This window comes from Streptomyces sp. NPDC007971, assembly GCF_042958635.1.
In the GTDB taxonomy this organism is placed as follows: domain Bacteria; phylum Actinomycetota; class Actinomycetes; order Streptomycetales; family Streptomycetaceae; genus Streptomyces.
The window spans coordinates 299,959-314,944 of the sequence record NZ_JBIBJK010000008.1; the positions used below are offsets into that span (position 1 = coordinate 299,959).

Genomic DNA, 14,986 nt, shown 5'->3' on the forward strand with positions numbered 1-14,986 from the left:
CAGGTGCGTGCTGTCAGGACGGTGTTGCTGTCAGGACGGTGTTGCTGTCAGGACGGTGTGCGTGCCGCGGCCAGCAGGCGGTTGACGTCGTCGGTGCAGATGGTCAGGGCGGCGCCGATCGTGGTGAGGGCCTCGCGTTCGGCGGGGGTGTAGGGGCCGTCGGCCAGCGCGATGCGGGCCGCCTGGAGGAACAGGGACTCGCGGCCGGCCGGGGCGAGGTGGGGGGCGAGCGGGTCGAGGGCCTCGTGCAGCTCTATGGCGAGGCTCGCCCCGCACGGTCCGCCGAGCACCCGGCCGGTGTCGGCGGCGAGGGCCTCGACCAGGGCGGCCAGCCGGTCCTCGGAGCAGTCCTCGAAGCCGGCCGCGCGGACCGTGGTGGCGGCCGTCTCCAGGGCCGTGCGGGAGCCGGTGCCACCCGCGGCAAGAACGGCGAGGGCCTCGGTGTGCACGGCGTCGCGGAGCATCGCGGAGAAGCGGCGGGTGGTGGGGTGGTCGAGGACGTCGGTGCCGTAGTGGTGGCGGCAGGACGCGCACTCCACGACGGGTCCGGTCGCCCCGCGCGGCAGCACGGGCACCCCGAGGAGGGTGAAGCGGCGGCGCCCGGTGAGCCGCTGGTAGTTGCGGTCGCCTCCGCAGCCGGGACAGAAGAACTCGCCGTCTCCCACGGGTGTCCATGCGGTGCGGGTGCCCAGCAGGCGCACAGCCCGGGTGGCACGGCCGTCTCGTCCCCGTACTGGCAGCACGTCGCACCTCCGTAACCGCGCGGCAACATCGCCGCGCTGGCGTGATGTTAGCCACATCACGGAGGCTGAGTCAGTACCCCGTACGAGACCTTTCTGTGACCTCGGGGGCGCGATGGCCGATAAGCGACGGGGCCCGGACCGTCGTATACGACGGTCCGGGCCCCGAAACGGCCGGTCAGAGCGGTCAGCGGGCGGCGCGGTTCACCGCGGAGACGACCGCCTTCAGCGATGCACGCGTCGTGTTCGCATCGATGCCGATCCCCCACAGGACCTTGTCGTCGATCGCGCATTCGATGTAGGAGGCGGCCTGCGCGGAGGCGCCCTCGCTCATCGTGTGCTCCTGGTAGTCCAGCAGGCGTACGTCGATACCGATGGACTGCAGGGCGTCGAAGAAGGCCGAGATCGGACCGTTGCCGGAGCCGGTCAGGACGGTGTCCTCGCCGTCGACCGTGGCCTCGACGGTCAGCGTGTCCACGCCGTCCGTGTCCGTCGTCGACTGGCCGTTCCTGACCTGGATGCGGCCCCAGGGGTTGTCCGGGTTGGGCAGGTACTCGTCCTGGAAGACCGCCCAGATCTCCTTCGGGGTGATCTCGCCGCCCTCGGCGTCCGTCTTGGCCTGGATGAGCCGGGAGAACTCGATCTGCATCCGGCGCGGCAGGTCCAGCTTGTGGTCGTTCTTCAGGACGTAGGAGATGCCGCCCTTGCCGGACTGGGAGTTGACGCGGATGACGGCCTCGTAGGAGCGGCCTACGTCCTTCGGGTCGATCGGCAGGTACGGGACCGCCCACTCGATGTCGTCGACGGTGACGCCCTCGGCCTCGGCCTGGGCCTCCATCGCGTCGAAGCCCTTCTTGATGGCGTCCTGGTGGGAGCCGGAGAAGGACGTGTAGACCAGGTCGCCCACGTACGGGTGGCGCGGGTGGACCTCCATCTGGTTGCAGTACTCCCACGTGCGACGGATCTCGTCGATGTCGGAGAAGTCGATCTGCGGGTCGACGCCCTGGGAGAACAGGTTCATGCCCAGGGTGACCAGGTCGACGTTGCCGGTGCGCTCGCCCTGCCCGAACAGGCAGCCCTCGACACGGTCGGCGCCGGCCATCAGGGCCAGCTCGGCGGCGGCGACGGCCGTGCCGCGGTCGTTGTGCGGGTGGACCGACAGGACGACGTGCTCGCGGCGGGAGAGGTTGCGGTGCATCCACTCGAAGCGGTCCGCGTGCGTGGACGGCGTCGAACGCTCCACGGTGGCGGGCAGGTTGAGGATGATCTCGCGGCCCGGACCCGGCTGGTAGACGTCCATGACCGCCTCGCAGACCTCCAGCGCGAAGTCCAGCTCGGTGTCGGTGAAGATCTCGGGCGAGTACTGGTAGCCGAATTCCGTCTCCGGACCCAGCAGCTTCTCGGCGTACTCCGTCACCAGGCGGGTGCCGTCGACGGCGATCTGCTTGATGTCGTCCCTGGAGCCGCGGAAGACGACCCGGCGGAAGACCGGGGCGGTGGCGTTGTACAGGTGGACGGTGGCCCGGCGGGCGCCCTTGAGGGACTCCACGGTCCGCTCGATCAGGTCTTCGCGGGCCTGGGTCAGGACGGAGATCGTCACGTCCTCGGGGATCGCGCCCTCTTCCTCGATGATCGAGCGTACGAAGTCGAAGTCGGTCTGGCCGGAGGCGGGGAAGCCGACCTCGATCTCCTTGTAGCCCATCTTGACCAGCTGGTCGAACATCCGGCGCTTGCGCTCGGGGGACATCGGGTCGATCAGGGCCTGGTTGCCGTCGCGCAGGTCGGTGGAGAGCCAGCGGGGGGCGGCGGTGATGCGCTGCCCGGGCCAGGTGCGGTCCGGGATGTCGACCTGCTCGTAGCGGCCGTACTTGCGGATCGGCATGGAACTGGGCTGCTGGCGGTTGGCCATGATGGCGTGGGCTCCTCGAAGATTTCCGGTTGTGTCCGGTGTCCGGAAGGACGGCCGACGACGCAACGCCAAAGCTCCGCGGGGAGGGAGTCGGCCTTGTCTACAGGCCCTCGCCGCGGCAACTAAGGAGAAGCAGCCCGAATCGCATGATGCTCCGCAGCCTAGCCGAGGGGCGCTGGGTGCGCGGGCCTGTATCAGTATGCGGAACCGATGGAACAAATTGGACAAATGGTGCGCCATATCACGCGCACTACGGAGCGCGAGCACCCTGTCACCGGATTGTCACCCTATTTCACCAATCATGGTCGCAGGTAGTGACACCGAAGTAACTCAGTGCAAGGGTGCCCGGCATGACGACCAACGGGGGCTTTGAGCCCGTCTTCTGCCCGATCGTGCCGCCGCACGTCCTCGACCGGCTGGCCCAGCACGCGGACTCCGGGATCGCCGACGCCGCGCAGCGCACCCTGGAGCACGACGCCCTGCACCGCACCCGGCGCAGGATCACCGCGCTGCGGAGCACCGCCGCACCCGCCGGCACCCCGTCCGACGCGCCGGACCGCACCATCTACGACGCCGACCACACCGAGAACCTGCCGGGCACCAAGGTGCACTCCGAGCAGGACCAGCCCGCCAGGGACGCCACCGTCAACCGCGCGCACGCGGGCCTGGGCGCCACGTTCGACCTGTACCTCAAGGCCTACGGCCGGCACTCGATCGACGACGCCGGACTGCCGCTGATCGCGACCGTCCACTACGGCGAGAAGTACGACAACGCCTTCTGGAACGGCGAGCAGATGGTGTTCGGCGACGGCGACGGCGAGCTGTTCCTCGACTTCACCCTCCCCATCGACGTGATCGGCCACGAGCTGACCCACGGCGTCACCCAGTACACGGCGAACCTGGAGTACTACGGCCAGTCCGGAGCGCTCAACGAGTCCGTGTCGGACGTGTTCGGCTCGCTCATCAAGCAGTACGCGCTGGGCCAGAGTGCGGACCAGGCCGACTGGCTGATCGGCGCGGGCCTGCTCGCGCCGGGCGTCCACGGCGAGGCGCTGCGCTCGATGAAGGCGCCGGGCACGGCGTACGACGACCCGAACCTGGGCAAGGACCCGCAGCCCGCGACCATGGACGGCTACGTCAGGACGAGCCGCGACAACGGCGGGGTGCACACCAACTCCGGCATCCCGAACCACGCCTTCTACCTGGTCGCCTCCGCGCTCGGCGGCCACGCCTGGGAGAGGGCCGGGCAGATCTGGTACGACGTGCTGACCGGCGGCGAGCTGAAGCCGGACGCCCAGTTCGCCGACTTCGCCACGCTGACCGTGAAGGCGGCCCGGACGCGGTACGGCGCCGGTGACGAACTCCAGGCCGCGCAGAAGGCCTGGGAGCAGGTCGGGGTGCGCACGCTCTAGTTCCGTACTAGACAGTCACCCATGCGTATTCAGGTACGGCGCACGGGCGGTTTCGCAGGCATCGAACGCCGGGCCGAGGTGGACACCTCGGCCCGGCCGGACGCCGCCGAGTGGCAGGCCCTGGCCGAGCGCGTGCTCGCGTCCGGCCGGGGCACGCCGCCGGCCGGGGTCCCGGACGGCTTCCGCTACGAGATCACGGTGGACGGGCGCACGGTGCACGCGGCCGACCCCCGGCTGACCGAGGACCAGCGGGAGCTGGTCTCCCGGGTGCTGAAGGAGGGCGCCTAGGAACCGGGTCCCTTCTTCCGGATCAGGCCGGCCCTCCCGAAGACCGGATCAGGCCGGCCCTCCCGAAGGAAGGCCCCGGGCCGGCGCGGGCCGCTCCCACTCCTCGGCGAGCAGTCCGAACTCCACGCTGTCGTACCAGGCGTCGCCCACCCGCACGGACGCCCTCCGACGCCCCTCCTCGACGAACCCGAGGCGCCTGAACGCCCGGACGGCACGCTCGTTGCCGCTCCAGGTGTCCAGCTCGACCCGCCGCAGCCGGCAGGCCCCGAACAGGTGGTCCAGCAGCAGCCGCAGCGCCTCGGAGCCGTGGCCGCCGCCCCAGCGGTCCCGCTCGCCGATGGTGATGCCAACGGTCGCCCGGCCCGCGAAGGGGTCGACGTCGCGGTAGTCGGCCATGCCGATCGGGCGTCCGCCCTCCAGCTCCTCGACGGTGAAGGTGGACCCCTCGCGGGGGTCCTCGCGCAGCCGGGCCTCATGGAAGCGCTCCAGCGCCTCCCGGCTCACGGGGCCGAAGCCGGGGTGGCCGCCGGTGGCCCAGTACGCCACCTCGGGGTCGTTGCGCCAGCGCAGCTGCGCGTCGAGGTCCTCGGCACGCAGGGCACGCAGTCGTACAAATCTTCCTTCGATCATCCGGTGATCATAAAGAGTCGTCGCACGAGGGTCGCCGGATGCCGTGATGCCCGTAACTGCCGTTTCACGCGCGGGCGTTGACTTCCGTTACCGGGGGTAAGGATGATCCCGGCCATGGCGACTGATGCAGGCAATCCGATCCCCCGCTTCCCGGCCGGCTTCCTGTGGGGTGTCTCGACCTCCGCCCACCAGATCGAGGGCGCTGCCGACGAGCGCGAGGCGTCCGTGTGGGACGTGTTCACGGCGGAGCCGGGGCGGGTGAAGGACGGCTCGACGGCGGAGGTGGCCTGCGACCACTACCACCGCTACCGGGAGGACGTGGCCCTCCTGGCCGGCCTCGGCGTGGACGCGTACCGGTTCTCCGTCTCCTGGCCCCGGGTGAAGTCCCCCGGCGGCCTGGACTTCTACGACCGCCTGGTGGACGAGCTGTGCGCGGCGGGCGTGCGTCCCGTGCCCACCCTCTTCCACTGGGACCTGCCCGTCTCGCTGGACTGGATGGAGCGGGACACGGCGGCCCGGTTCGCCGACCACGTGTCCGTGGTGGCCGGGCGCCTCGGCGACCGCGTCGGCAAGTGGATCACCCTCAACGAGCCCGCCGAGCACACCCTGCTGGGCCACGCCCTGGGCGCCCACGCCCCCGGCAGACAGCTCCTCTTCGACGCCCTCCCGGTCGCCCACCACCAGCTCCTCGCCCACGGCCTCGCGGTGCAGGCCCTGCGCGCCGCCGGGGCGGGGGACATCGGCATCGCCAACTCCCACGGCCCGACCTGGCCCGCCTCCGCGGAACCGGCCGACCAGGAGGCGGCGGCCTTCTACGACCTCCTGCTCAACCGCCTGTTCGCCGACCCGGTCGTCCTCGGCACCTACCCCGAGGGCCTGGGCGAGGCGATGCCGGGCGACGTCCAGGCGGACCTGAAGGTCATCGGCGAGCCGGTCGACTGGTACGGCGTCAACTACTACGCGCCGACCCGGGTGGGCGCCCCGCAGGGCACCGAGACCGAGTTCGGCGGCCTGACCCTGCCGGCCCAACTCCCTTTCTCGGTACGGGAGATCGAGGACCGCCCGGTGACGGACTTCGGCTGGCCCGTCGTCCCCGAGGCGCTCACCGAGCTGCTCACGGGCTTCCGCGACCGCTACGGCGACCGGCTGCCGCCGATCGTCATCACCGAGAACGGCTGCTCCTACGAGGGCATCGACGACCAGGACCGGATCGCCTACCTCGACGGCCACGTCCGTGCGCTGCACGCGGCGTCGCAGGCCGGCGTGGACGTGCGCGGCTACTTCGTGTGGTCCCTGCTGGACAACTTCGAATGGGCGGAGGGCTACGCACGCCGCTTCGGCCTCGTGCATGTCGACTACGCGACCCAGAAGCGCACCCCGAAGGCCTCCTACCACTGGTTCCGGGACGTGCTGCGGGCACAGAGATGACCACCGCCCGCGCCTCGGCCGCGCTCGCCGAGCCGGTCGAGCGGGTCGGCCGGGGCTGGACGGCGGCGCTCTCGCTGGCCAACGGGGCGATCTGGGTGGGCTGGTTCGGCCCGCTGCAGATCCTGCTCGCCTCCCAGGCGGGGGACTTCGCGGCCGGCTCCGGGATGTCGAAGGAGACGATGCTGGCGTGGGTGACCGGCGCCGGCGCGGTGGTCTCCCTGCTGGCGAACCCGTTCTTCGGCGCGCTCTCGGACCGTACGACGTCCCGGTGGGGCCGCCGCACGCCCTGGATCGTGGCGGGGGCGGCGGCCGGCGCCCTGTGTCTGCTGCTGCTCGCGCAGGCGGACGGTCTGTGGACCATGACGCTGGGCTGGTGCCTGGTCCAGCTCACCCTGAACGCGGCCTTCGCGGCGGTCACGGCGGCGGTACCGGACCGGGTGCCGAGGTTCCAGCGCGGCCGGGTGGGCGGCTGGCTGGGGGCGGCGCAGATCCTCGGGGTGGTCGGCGGCACGGGCCTGGCGACGGCCGCCGGCGGCATCGGGGCGGGCTATGCGGCATGCGCCGTCTTCACCGTGGTGGGCGTACTGCCCTACGTGGGACGCTACGAGGACCTGCGCCTGCCGGCGGACGACCGCCCGCCCTGGTCCTGGCGGACCTTCCTCGCGGGCTTCTGGCTGAGTCCGCGCCGCCATCCCGACCTGGGCTGGGCCTGGCTGACCCGCTTCCTGATCAACCTCAGCAACTCGCTGGTGCTGCTGTACCTCCTCTACTACCTGCGGGACCGCCTGCACTACGGCGACCCCGCTCGGGGCGTGCTGATCCTGACGGCGGTCAACGGCCTGACGCTGATGGCGACCGTGGTGGCGGGCGGGGCGTGGTCGGACCGGGTGGGCCGGCGCAAGCCGTTCGTGGTGTGGTCGGGCGTGCTGATGGCGGTGGCGACGGCGGCGCTGGCCGCCCGGCAGACCTGGCCGGGCGCGATCGTCGCGTCCGCGGTCCTCGGGATCGGCTTCGGCGTGTTCACCTCGGTCGACTTCGCCCTGATGACGGACGTGCTGCCGAAGGCGCTGGACCGGGGCAAGGACCTGGGCGTGATCAACGTGGCCAACGCCCTGCCCCAGGTGGCGGCCCCCGCCCTCGCCGCACCGATCGTGACCTACCTCGGCGGCTACCGGGTGCTGTACCTGGTGGCGGCGGCGGTCGGGCTGGCCGGGGCGGTGCTGGTGGGCCGCATCCGGGGCGTGGAGTGAGCCGGCCGAGCGTGGATTCGGCCGGGCGGGACGGGGCGTGGAGGCAGCCGGCCGAGGCGTGGGGCGGGCCGGGCGCGGCGAGGAGGGGGCCGGGGGATGGAGCGGGCCGGGCGGGCTAGAGGGCGCCGGCGTCCCGGGCCGTCCAGAGGGTCGGGTACTGCGGGCGGAAGCCCAGCTCGCGGCGGATCCGGTCGGTGGAGACGAGCCCGTGCCAGGGGTCCGGGTCCGGGTCCACGTCCTGCGCCGGAGCGTCGGCGCCGAGCAGCTGGTGGATCTCCAGCACGGTGACCGGGGCGTCGTCGGCGATGTTGTAGACGCGGCCGTCGGCACCGGGGGCGTACAGCAGGCGCAGCAGACCCTGGGCGACGTCGGCGACGTGCACCAGGTGGTGGCGCTTGGTGGCGGGCTGGTGGGCGGTCCACCGGGTGATGCCGGGCAGATGGGGGTCGCCCTCGCCGTAGACGAAGGCGAGGCGCCCGACGCGCACGTCGAGCCCCGCGAACTCCTCGTGGGTCAGCAGCGCGCGCTCGACCTCGGCCTTGGACTGCGCATACGCCGTCCACATCGGGCCGCCCGGCACACTCGGGTCGTCCTCCACGTGCGGGCGCCCGCGCCCGACGCCGTACACCAGGTTGGTGCCGGTCTGGACGAACCGTCGTACGCCACGGGCGACGGCGGCCCGCGCGAGGTCGAGTGCGGCATCCCGGTTGACGGCCCGCACCTCCTCGTCGGCAACGCCCCGGAAGGCGGCCGCCATGTTGACGACGGCGTCGACGCCGGCGAGGGCCCTGCCGAGGACGTCGGTGTCGCGCAGGTCGCCGAGGACGACCTCGGCGCCGAGGCCGGCGAGACGGTCGGCGCGGGAGGCGTCCCTGAGCAGGACGCGCACCCGGTCCCCCGATCGGCCCTGAGCCAGCAGCCTGGGCAGGAAACCGGTTCCGACCTGGCCGGTGACGCCGGTGACGAGTGTGAACATGATCCGCTCCTCAGGATGGGTCCGGTGGCTGCCTCCACCCTGGGCCGGAGCGGACGGGGCCGGGAGAGACCTTCCGATCCGGGGATCGGCAGTCCCTGGATAAGCCGGGTGCGCTGCCGCACGCTTGAGGGGTGAACCGGACCGAACTCGCCGACTTCCTGCGCCGCGGCCGTGCCCGCCTGGACCCCTCCGACGTGGGCCTCGCGGCCGGAGCCCGCCGCCGCACACCGGGCCTGCGCCGGGAGGAGGTGGCGTCGCTCGCGGGCATGTCCGTGGACTACTACACCCGACTGGAACAGTGCCGCGGCCCGCGCCCGTCCCGCCAGATGCTGACGGCGCTGGCCCGCGCCCTGCGCCTGACGGACGACGAGCGGGACCATCTCTTCCATCTGGCCGGCGAGGAACCCCCGCGCCGGGAGGGCTCGTCCGGGCATGTCCGGCCGGGTCTGCTGCTGGTGCTGGACCGGCTGCACGACACACCGGCGCACGTGATGTCGGACTGCGGCGAGGTGCTGGCGCAGAACGCGATGGCGAAGGCCCTGTCCGGTGACGCGTCGGCCCGCCCGCCGCAGGCGCGCAATCTGATCCGCCGCTTCTTCCTGGACCCGGCCGCCCGCACCCTGTTCCCGCCCGAGGACGTCCCCGGGCACGCCCGCGCCCACGTGGCGAACCTCCGCGCGGTGACGGCCGCCCGCCCCGACGACCCGGAACCGGCGGCGCTGGTGGCCGAACTACGCGCTGCCAGCGGGGAGTTCGCGGCCCTGTGGGAGGAACACGAGGTGGCCGTACGCCAGTCCACGACCAAGCGCTTCCGGCACCCGGTGGTCGGCCTCCTGGAACTGGACTGCGAGATCCTCCTGCACCACCACCACAACCAGCTCCTCGTCATCCACACGGCCCGCCCGGGAACGGAGTCCTATGAGAGGCTGCAACTGCTGAGGGTCGTGGGCTTGCAGGACATGACACCGCAAGCGGCGGACCACGAGACCTGAACCCCCTCTGCCACCCGAAGTCCACGAGCCCACGGGGCCCGGCACCGCGGACTCACCCCACCCGACGACCACCCGCCCACCGGGGCCGACGTCCGCGCGCCCACCCACCCCGACGTCCTCGGGCTGACGGGGTTCGGGGCGGAGCCCCGGTGGTGTGCCTTTCAGTCGGCCGAGTCGGGTGGGTGGGCAGGGGTGTCAGAAGCCCAGCCTGCGAAGCTGCTTCGGGTCGCGCTGCCAGTCCTTGGCCACCTTCACATGCAGGTCCAGGAACACCGGCGTCCCGAGCAGCGCCTCGATGTGCTTGCGGGACTTGATGCCGACCTCCTTCAGCCGCTTGCCCTTGGGACCGATGATGATCCCCTTCTGGCTCGGCCGCTCGATGTAGAGGTTGGCGTGGATGTCGAGAAGCGGCCGGTCCGCGGGCCGGTCCTCGCGCGGGAGCATCTCCTCCACGACCACGGCGATGGAGTGCGGCAGCTCGTCACGGACCCCCTCCAGGGCAGCCTCGCGGATCAGCTCCGCGATCATGACCTGCTCGGGCTCGTCCGTGAGGTCGCCCTCGGGGTAGAGCGCCGGTCCCTCCGGCAGCAGCGGCACGAGCAGGTCGGCCAGCAGACCCACCTGCTTGTCGCCGACCGCCGACACCGGCACGATCTCCGCCCACTCGAAGCCCAGTTCCTTGCCGAGCTGGTCGATGGCGATCAGCTGCTCGGCGAGGGTCTTGGAGTCGACCAGGTCGGTCTTGGTGACGATCGCGATCTTGGGGGTCTTCCTGATCCCGGCCAGCTCCTTGGCGATGAAGCGGTCGCCGGGGCCGATCTTCTCGTTCGCGGGCAGGCAGAACCCGATCACGTCGACCTCGGCCCACGTCGTCCGTACGACGTCGTTGAGCCGCTCGCCGAGCAGCGTGCGCGGCTTGTGGAGGCCAGGGGTGTCCACCAGGATGAGCTGGGCGTCGGGCCGGTGCACGATGCCGCGCACCGTGTGCCGCGTGGTCTGCGGCTGGTTCGCGGTGATCGCCACCTTCTGCCCGACCAGAGCGTTCGTGAGGGTGGACTTGCCCGCGTTGGGACGGCCCACGAAGCAGGCGAAGCCGGCGCGGTGGGCGGTCTCGGCCGGCTGCTCGGATGACTGGGTACGGACGCTCATGGTGACCATTCTCCCTGATCCACGAAGCCGCGCCGTACCAGCGGGGCGCACCGGCTCTCCCGGTGAGCTTCCGGAAACCCCCACGCAACGAAACGTCACGGAAACACACCCGTACGCAACCGGAAACGCCCGCCGGTGACCCTCTGACGAGCCCCCGCACCGTTGGAGACGCCCCGTGACCCTGGCCGCTCAGCACGTCGACACCGGCGACACCGCATGGCTGCTCGCCGCCACCGCCCTCGTCCTGCTGATGACCCCGGGCCTGGCTCTGTTCTACGGCGGCATGGTCCGCACGAAGAGCGTGCTCAACATGCTGATGATGAGCTTCGTGTCGATCGCCCTGGTGACGGTGGTGTGGCTGGCGGCCGGCTACTCGCTCGCCTTCGGCGAGGACGCCTTCGCCGGGCTGATCGGCGGCCTGGACCACGCCGGTATGAGCGGTCTCGGCCCGGACAGCGTCCACGGCACCGTCCCCACCCTCCTCTTCGCCACCTTCCAGCTCACCTTCGCGATCATCACGGCGGCGCTCGTCAGCGGCGCGGTCGCCGACCGTACGAAGTTCTCGGCCTGGCTGGTCTTCGTACCGCTGTGGACGCTGCTCGTATACGTTCCGGTGGCGCACTGGGTGTGGGGCCCGGGCGGCTGGATCCTCGACGGGCTCGGCGCGCTCGACTTCGCGGGCGGGCTGCCCGTGGAGATCACCTCCGGGGCCTCCGGTCTCGCCCTGTGTCTGGTTCTCGGCCCCCGCCTGGGCTTCAGGAAGGACGCCATGCGTCCGCACAACCTGCCCATGGTGGTTCTCGGCGCCGGTCTGCTCTGGTTCGGCTGGTTCGGCTTCAACGCCGGTTCCGCGCTCGGCGCGAACGGCCTGGCGGCGGCCGCCTTCCTGAACACCCTCGCGGCCGGCTGCACCGGCCTGCTCGGCTGGCTCTTCGTGGAGCAGCGGCGCGACGGCCATCCGACCACGCTCGGCGCGGCCTCCGGCGCGGTGGCCGGCCTGGTCGCGATCACCCCGTCCTGCGGCACGGTCTCCCTGCTCGGCGCCCTCGTGGTGGGTCTCGCCGCCGGCGTCGTCTGCTCGTACGCGGTGAGCTGGAAGTTCAGGCTGAACTACGACGACTCGCTGGACGTCGTCGGCGTCCACCTGGTCGGCGGGGTCATCGGCACCCTGCTGATCGGCCTGTTCGCCGAGAAGGCGATGACCGGCGGTACGCAGGGCCTGTTCTACGGCGGCGGGCTGGTCCCGCTCGGCAGGCAGCTGCTGGCCGTGGCGGTCGTGGCCGGGTACGCGTTCGCGGTGACGTACGGCCTCGGCAAGGTGATCGACAGGGCGATGGGCCTGCGCGCGAGCGAGGAGCAGGAGCACACCGGCCTGGACCTTACGGTGCACGCGGAGACGGCCTACGATCACGGGGTCCTGGGCCACGGCGCCCCGGTCTCCTCCTCTCTCCTCCCCACCGCCCAGAAGGTCGAGCGCCAGGCATGAAGCTCATCACCGCGATCGTGAAGCCGTACCGCCTCGACGCGGTCAAGACCGCCCTGCAGGAGCTGGGCGTGCACGGTCTGACCGTGACCGAGGCGAGCGGCTACGGCCGCCAGCACGGCCACACGGAGGTGTACCGGGGGGCGGAGTACCGCGTCGACATGGTGCCGAAGATCCGCATCGAGGTCGTGGTCGAGGACGCGGTCGCCGAGGACGTGATCGACGCGGTCGTCAGCTCCGCGCGGACGGGGAAGATCGGGGACGGGAAGGTGTGGGCGCTGCCCGTGGAGACCGTCGTACGGGTGCGGACCGGCGAGCGCGGCCCCGACGCGCTCTGACCAGCAGCGCTCCGCTCACCGCTCCGGCGGCGAACACCAGCCCGGCCAGTAGCCACGGCAGCGCGAGGAAGGAGGCGCTCGCCGACTGGCGGGTGCCCGGTGCGCTCGCGGTCAGCGTGACGTCGCCCCAGTCGAGCTGGGGTGCGCCGTGCCAGGCCTCGGTGAGCCGTACCCGCTGCCCGGGCAGCAGCTCGGAGGGGATCCGGGTCAGGTCGCGGTCGAGCAGCGTCCGGCCGAACAGCCCCCGCGCTTTCAGCCGCACCTTCGGGTCGAGGGTGACGTTCCCGGTGTTGTGCAGGGTGTAGGAGACGGTGGCCGTGCTGTCGCCGAGGCCCGGCACCAGGGGCTGGTGGTGGCCGATCCGCACGTGCTCGACCGAGAGCGCGGGGAGTGTGGGACCGCTGACGCGGAGGTGGACGCGGGCGCCGACGGCCTGCTGCACGCCGAGCGCGAACTTCCCGCTGCCGGGAGCGACCCTCTCGTCGAGGGCGACGATCGCGCCCGGGTGGTCGCCCGGTTCGGCGCCCTGGGGCACGCGCAGGGTGAAGGGCACGGTGACGCTCCTGTGCCCGGGCACGGTGATGTGTGACCGGGCGGGCCTGGCCCAGGCGCCGATCCCGTGCATGTGTTCCTTGAGGGTGCGTACGGCGAACCCCCCGTCGCGGGCGGTGTTGTAGGCGTCGGCGGCGTAGAGCCGGAAGGTCAGCGGCCTGCCGGTCTTGTTGGCGATGACGACCTGGTCGGTGAGGGTCTGGCCCGGGTCGGCGGAGAGGTAGAAGTACGGGCGCGCGGCGATCTTCGAGGCGGCCGGGTAGACGGACCAGCTGCCGTTGTCGGCGGCCTCGGCGGGTGCGGCGGTGATGCCGCCGAGCAGGCCGAGGAGCAGGCCGGCAAGGCTCAGGAGGAGGACGTGCGGCTTGCGCATGGGTGCGGACCCCCCATGGGCTCGGGTCGGGCGGTCGGGCGGGTGCGGCCCCGTGGTGCGGCGGGGCGCCCGGCCACCGGAGTGCGGGTCAGGTGAGGGTGAGGGTCAGGACGCCGGAGTACGAGCCCGGGGGCGTGAACGCCGGTACGTCCAGGGAGAGTCCGGCGTCGACGGTGAACTCGCCGCCGGTGAGCGTGGAGTCGGGGGTCGACGCGAGGGTCGCTCCCGACAGGCCCACGGCGCCCGGTGAACCGGCCTTGCAGGTGCTGGGGCTGCCCGCCTTGGTCGCACAGGCCGGGGTCCAGCTCAGCTTGCTCGCGTCGATCTTTGCGCCGGGACCGGTGAGGTCGGTGACCTTGCCGGTCAGGGACCAGCCGGCGGGCCCGCCGCGGAAGTCCTTGACGGTCACCGTGTTGAGGGATCCGGTCGAGGCCCCGCCCTTGCCGAAGTCGACCGCCGAGAGTGCCACGGCGTCCCCGGCCTGGGACATGGACAGCGTGCCCGCCTTGACCGTGGTGGTCAGCTTCTGGCTGCCGGCCGGGACGGGCGTGTTGTCGTTGACGACGTAGGCCGCGGGGCCCGCGCCCTTGTCCGCGCTCCAGGTGCCGCCCTCGTACGCCACGATCCCGGTCGTCGTCTTGTCGTTGACGACCAGCGAACCGCTGAAGGAGCCCTGGGCGTTCGCGGTCGCGGTGGCGGTGTCCGCGGTCTGGTTGCCGCCGGCCCGCCCGGCCAGGGTGACGGTGGCGCCCGGCGTGAAGTTGCTGCCGCTGACGGTGACACTGGCGCCCGGGTCACCGGAGGCGGAACCGAGCGAGATGGCACGGGTGTTGGCGGGTGTCCCGTCGGTCGCCGTGAGGGTCTCGGAAGCCGGCGCGGGCGGGTTGGTGACCGTGCACGGGGTGTCCAGCTCCAGGATGTAGCTGGTGTGGATGTTGTAGTCGCCGGGCGAGAGTTTGATCTGGCCGGCCTTGGTGACGGTGAACGTGCCGGTCATGGAGAAGGACGGGAAGGCGGCCTTCCCCGGCACCGGCGGGTTCTTCTTCGGTCCGGCGACGGTGACGTCACCGGTCTGGGCGCCGCCGAGGGTGACCTTGCCGGTCGGGGTCATGATGTCGGCCGGCAGGGCCAGGTCGGTGGGGTTGCTGGCGGCGGCCGTGACCACGGTGTAGGTCACGGTGACCGTGTCGCCGACCTTCGGGCTGGTGTTGTCCACCGACACGCTCGCGGTGGTGGTGCCGTCGATCGGCGGGATGCCTGCGACGGCGGGCGGGATGCAGTGCGTGGCGAAGTCCACGTTGGTACCGGCGGCACCGGCCGGACAGGCCAGCGCGCCGCCCGCGGTGACCGCGAGTGCGGTCGCCCCGAGCAGTGACGCCCAGCGCCACCGTCGGGATCTTCGGGGTGTCGGACCCATGGGCCCCCTCCTGAGGGTTGCGGGCGCAGCGGCTCATCTGCGCCGACAG

General features: G+C 71.9%; 14 protein-coding genes. 7 read left to right on the forward strand and 7 right to left on the reverse strand.

Features of this window, described 5'->3' with window-relative positions; translation table 11 throughout:
- Positions 1 to 47: 47 nt before the first annotated feature.
- Positions 48 to 743, reverse strand: coding sequence for a TerB family tellurite resistance protein (locus tag ACFZCP_RS19245; protein ID WP_362678516.1), 696 nt, complete (start codon positions 741 to 743; stop codon positions 48 to 50).
- A 184-nt stretch (positions 744 to 927) separates the two neighbouring features.
- Entirely contained in the window at positions 928 to 2,649 is a 1,722-nt protein-coding gene (gene leuA, locus ACFZCP_RS19250) for a 2-isopropylmalate synthase (RefSeq protein WP_391428230.1), read from the reverse strand.
- A 350-nt stretch (positions 2,650 to 2,999) separates the two neighbouring features.
- Here leuA and ACFZCP_RS19255 point away from each other — a divergent pair, with 350 nt between their 5' ends.
- Together ACFZCP_RS19255 and ACFZCP_RS19260 are read left to right on the forward strand one after the other, a co-directional pair.
- Positions 3,000 to 4,061, forward strand: a complete 1,062-nt coding sequence (locus tag ACFZCP_RS19255) for a M4 family metallopeptidase (protein WP_391428231.1) — start codon at positions 3,000 to 3,002, stop codon at positions 4,059 to 4,061.
- A 21-nt stretch (positions 4,062 to 4,082) separates the two neighbouring features.
- On the forward strand, positions 4,083 to 4,349 hold the full coding sequence (locus ACFZCP_RS19260; protein WP_362678507.1) for a protealysin inhibitor emfourin: 267 nt from the start codon (positions 4,083 to 4,085) through the stop codon (positions 4,347 to 4,349).
- 48 nt (positions 4,350 to 4,397) lie between these two features.
- Here ACFZCP_RS19260 and ACFZCP_RS19265 read toward each other — a convergent pair whose 3' ends face one another.
- A complete protein-coding gene (locus ACFZCP_RS19265; protein ID WP_391428232.1) occupies positions 4,398 to 4,979 on the reverse strand; it encodes a GNAT family N-acetyltransferase in 582 nt (193 codons plus the stop codon).
- A gap of 114 nt (positions 4,980 to 5,093) precedes the next feature.
- On the opposite strand from ACFZCP_RS19265, the gene ACFZCP_RS19270 reads away from it, so the two are divergent.
- Entirely contained in the window at positions 5,094 to 6,407 is a 1,314-nt protein-coding gene (locus ACFZCP_RS19270; RefSeq protein ID WP_391428233.1) for a GH1 family beta-glucosidase, read from the forward strand.
- Positions 6,404 to 7,657, forward strand: coding sequence for an MFS transporter (locus ACFZCP_RS19275; RefSeq protein ID WP_362678498.1), 1,254 nt, complete (start codon positions 6,404 to 6,406; stop codon positions 7,655 to 7,657). The genes ACFZCP_RS19270 and ACFZCP_RS19275 overlap by 4 nt, the downstream gene beginning before the upstream one ends.
- Positions 7,658 to 7,772: 115 nt before the next feature.
- Here the strand turns inward: ACFZCP_RS19275 and ACFZCP_RS19280 are convergent, their stop codons facing one another.
- Positions 7,773 to 8,633, reverse strand: coding sequence for an NAD-dependent epimerase/dehydratase family protein (locus ACFZCP_RS19280; protein WP_391428234.1), 861 nt, complete (start codon positions 8,631 to 8,633; stop codon positions 7,773 to 7,775).
- A gap of 131 nt (positions 8,634 to 8,764) precedes the next feature.
- On the opposite strand from ACFZCP_RS19280, the gene ACFZCP_RS19285 reads away from it, so the two are divergent.
- Positions 8,765 to 9,625, forward strand: coding sequence for a helix-turn-helix domain-containing protein (locus ACFZCP_RS19285; protein WP_391428235.1), 861 nt, complete (start codon positions 8,765 to 8,767; stop codon positions 9,623 to 9,625).
- A gap of 195 nt (positions 9,626 to 9,820) precedes the next feature.
- Here ACFZCP_RS19285 and era read toward each other — a convergent pair whose 3' ends face one another.
- A complete protein-coding gene (gene era, locus ACFZCP_RS19290) occupies positions 9,821 to 10,774 on the reverse strand; it encodes a GTPase Era (RefSeq protein WP_362678489.1) in 954 nt (317 codons plus the stop codon).
- 175 nt (positions 10,775 to 10,949) lie between these two features.
- Here era and ACFZCP_RS19295 point away from each other — a divergent pair, with 175 nt between their 5' ends.
- Together ACFZCP_RS19295 and ACFZCP_RS19300 are read left to right on the forward strand one after the other, a co-directional pair.
- Positions 10,950 to 12,260 (forward strand): ammonium transporter, encoded by a 1,311-nt coding sequence (locus tag ACFZCP_RS19295; protein ID WP_391428236.1) that lies wholly within the window; start codon positions 10,950 to 10,952, stop codon positions 12,258 to 12,260.
- Complete coding sequence (locus ACFZCP_RS19300) at positions 12,257 to 12,595, forward strand: P-II family nitrogen regulator (protein ID WP_362678483.1); 339 nt, start codon at positions 12,257 to 12,259, stop codon at positions 12,593 to 12,595. The genes ACFZCP_RS19295 and ACFZCP_RS19300 overlap by 4 nt, the downstream gene beginning before the upstream one ends.
- On the opposite strand, the gene ACFZCP_RS19305 is transcribed toward ACFZCP_RS19300, so the two are convergent.
- Together ACFZCP_RS19305 and ACFZCP_RS19310 are read right to left on the reverse strand one after the other, a co-directional pair.
- A complete protein-coding gene (locus ACFZCP_RS19305; RefSeq protein WP_391428237.1) occupies positions 12,489 to 13,520 on the reverse strand; it encodes a WxL protein peptidoglycan domain-containing protein in 1,032 nt (343 codons plus the stop codon). The two genes, ACFZCP_RS19300 and ACFZCP_RS19305, sit on opposite strands and share 107 nt — an antisense overlap.
- 88 nt (positions 13,521 to 13,608) lie before the next feature.
- Positions 13,609 to 14,937 (reverse strand): beta-xylosidase, encoded by a 1,329-nt coding sequence (locus tag ACFZCP_RS19310; RefSeq protein WP_391428238.1) that lies wholly within the window; start codon positions 14,935 to 14,937, stop codon positions 13,609 to 13,611.
- Positions 14,938 to 14,986: the final 49 nt, after the last annotated feature.

Excerpts from the sequence above, each read along its gene's own strand:
- leuA (WP_391428230.1), bottom strand. The coding sequence starts at position 2,649 with ATGGCCAACCGCCAGCAGCCCAGTTCCATGCCGATCCGCAAGTACGGC.
- ACFZCP_RS19255 (WP_391428231.1), top strand. The coding sequence starts at position 3,000 with ATGACGACCAACGGGGGCTTTGAGCCCGTCTTCTGCCCGATCGTGCCG.
- ACFZCP_RS19260 (WP_362678507.1), top strand. The coding sequence starts at position 4,083 with ATGCGTATTCAGGTACGGCGCACGGGCGGTTTCGCAGGCATCGAACGC.
- ACFZCP_RS19265 (WP_391428232.1), bottom strand. The coding sequence starts at position 4,979 with ATGATCGAAGGAAGATTTGTACGACTGCGTGCCCTGCGTGCCGAGGAC.
- ACFZCP_RS19270 (WP_391428233.1), top strand. The coding sequence starts at position 5,094 with ATGGCGACTGATGCAGGCAATCCGATCCCCCGCTTCCCGGCCGGCTTC.
- ACFZCP_RS19275 (WP_362678498.1), top strand. The coding sequence starts at position 6,404 with ATGACCACCGCCCGCGCCTCGGCCGCGCTCGCCGAGCCGGTCGAGCGG.
- ACFZCP_RS19280 (WP_391428234.1), bottom strand. The coding sequence starts at position 8,633 with ATGTTCACACTCGTCACCGGCGTCACCGGCCAGGTCGGAACCGGTTTC.
- era (WP_362678489.1), bottom strand. The coding sequence starts at position 10,774 with ATGAGCGTCCGTACCCAGTCATCCGAGCAGCCGGCCGAGACCGCCCAC.
- ACFZCP_RS19300 (WP_362678483.1), top strand. The coding sequence starts at position 12,257 with ATGAAGCTCATCACCGCGATCGTGAAGCCGTACCGCCTCGACGCGGTC.
- ACFZCP_RS19305 (WP_391428237.1), bottom strand. The coding sequence starts at position 13,520 with ATGCGCAAGCCGCACGTCCTCCTCCTGAGCCTTGCCGGCCTGCTCCTC.
- ACFZCP_RS19310 (WP_391428238.1), bottom strand. The coding sequence starts at position 14,937 with ATGGGTCCGACACCCCGAAGATCCCGACGGTGGCGCTGGGCGTCACTG.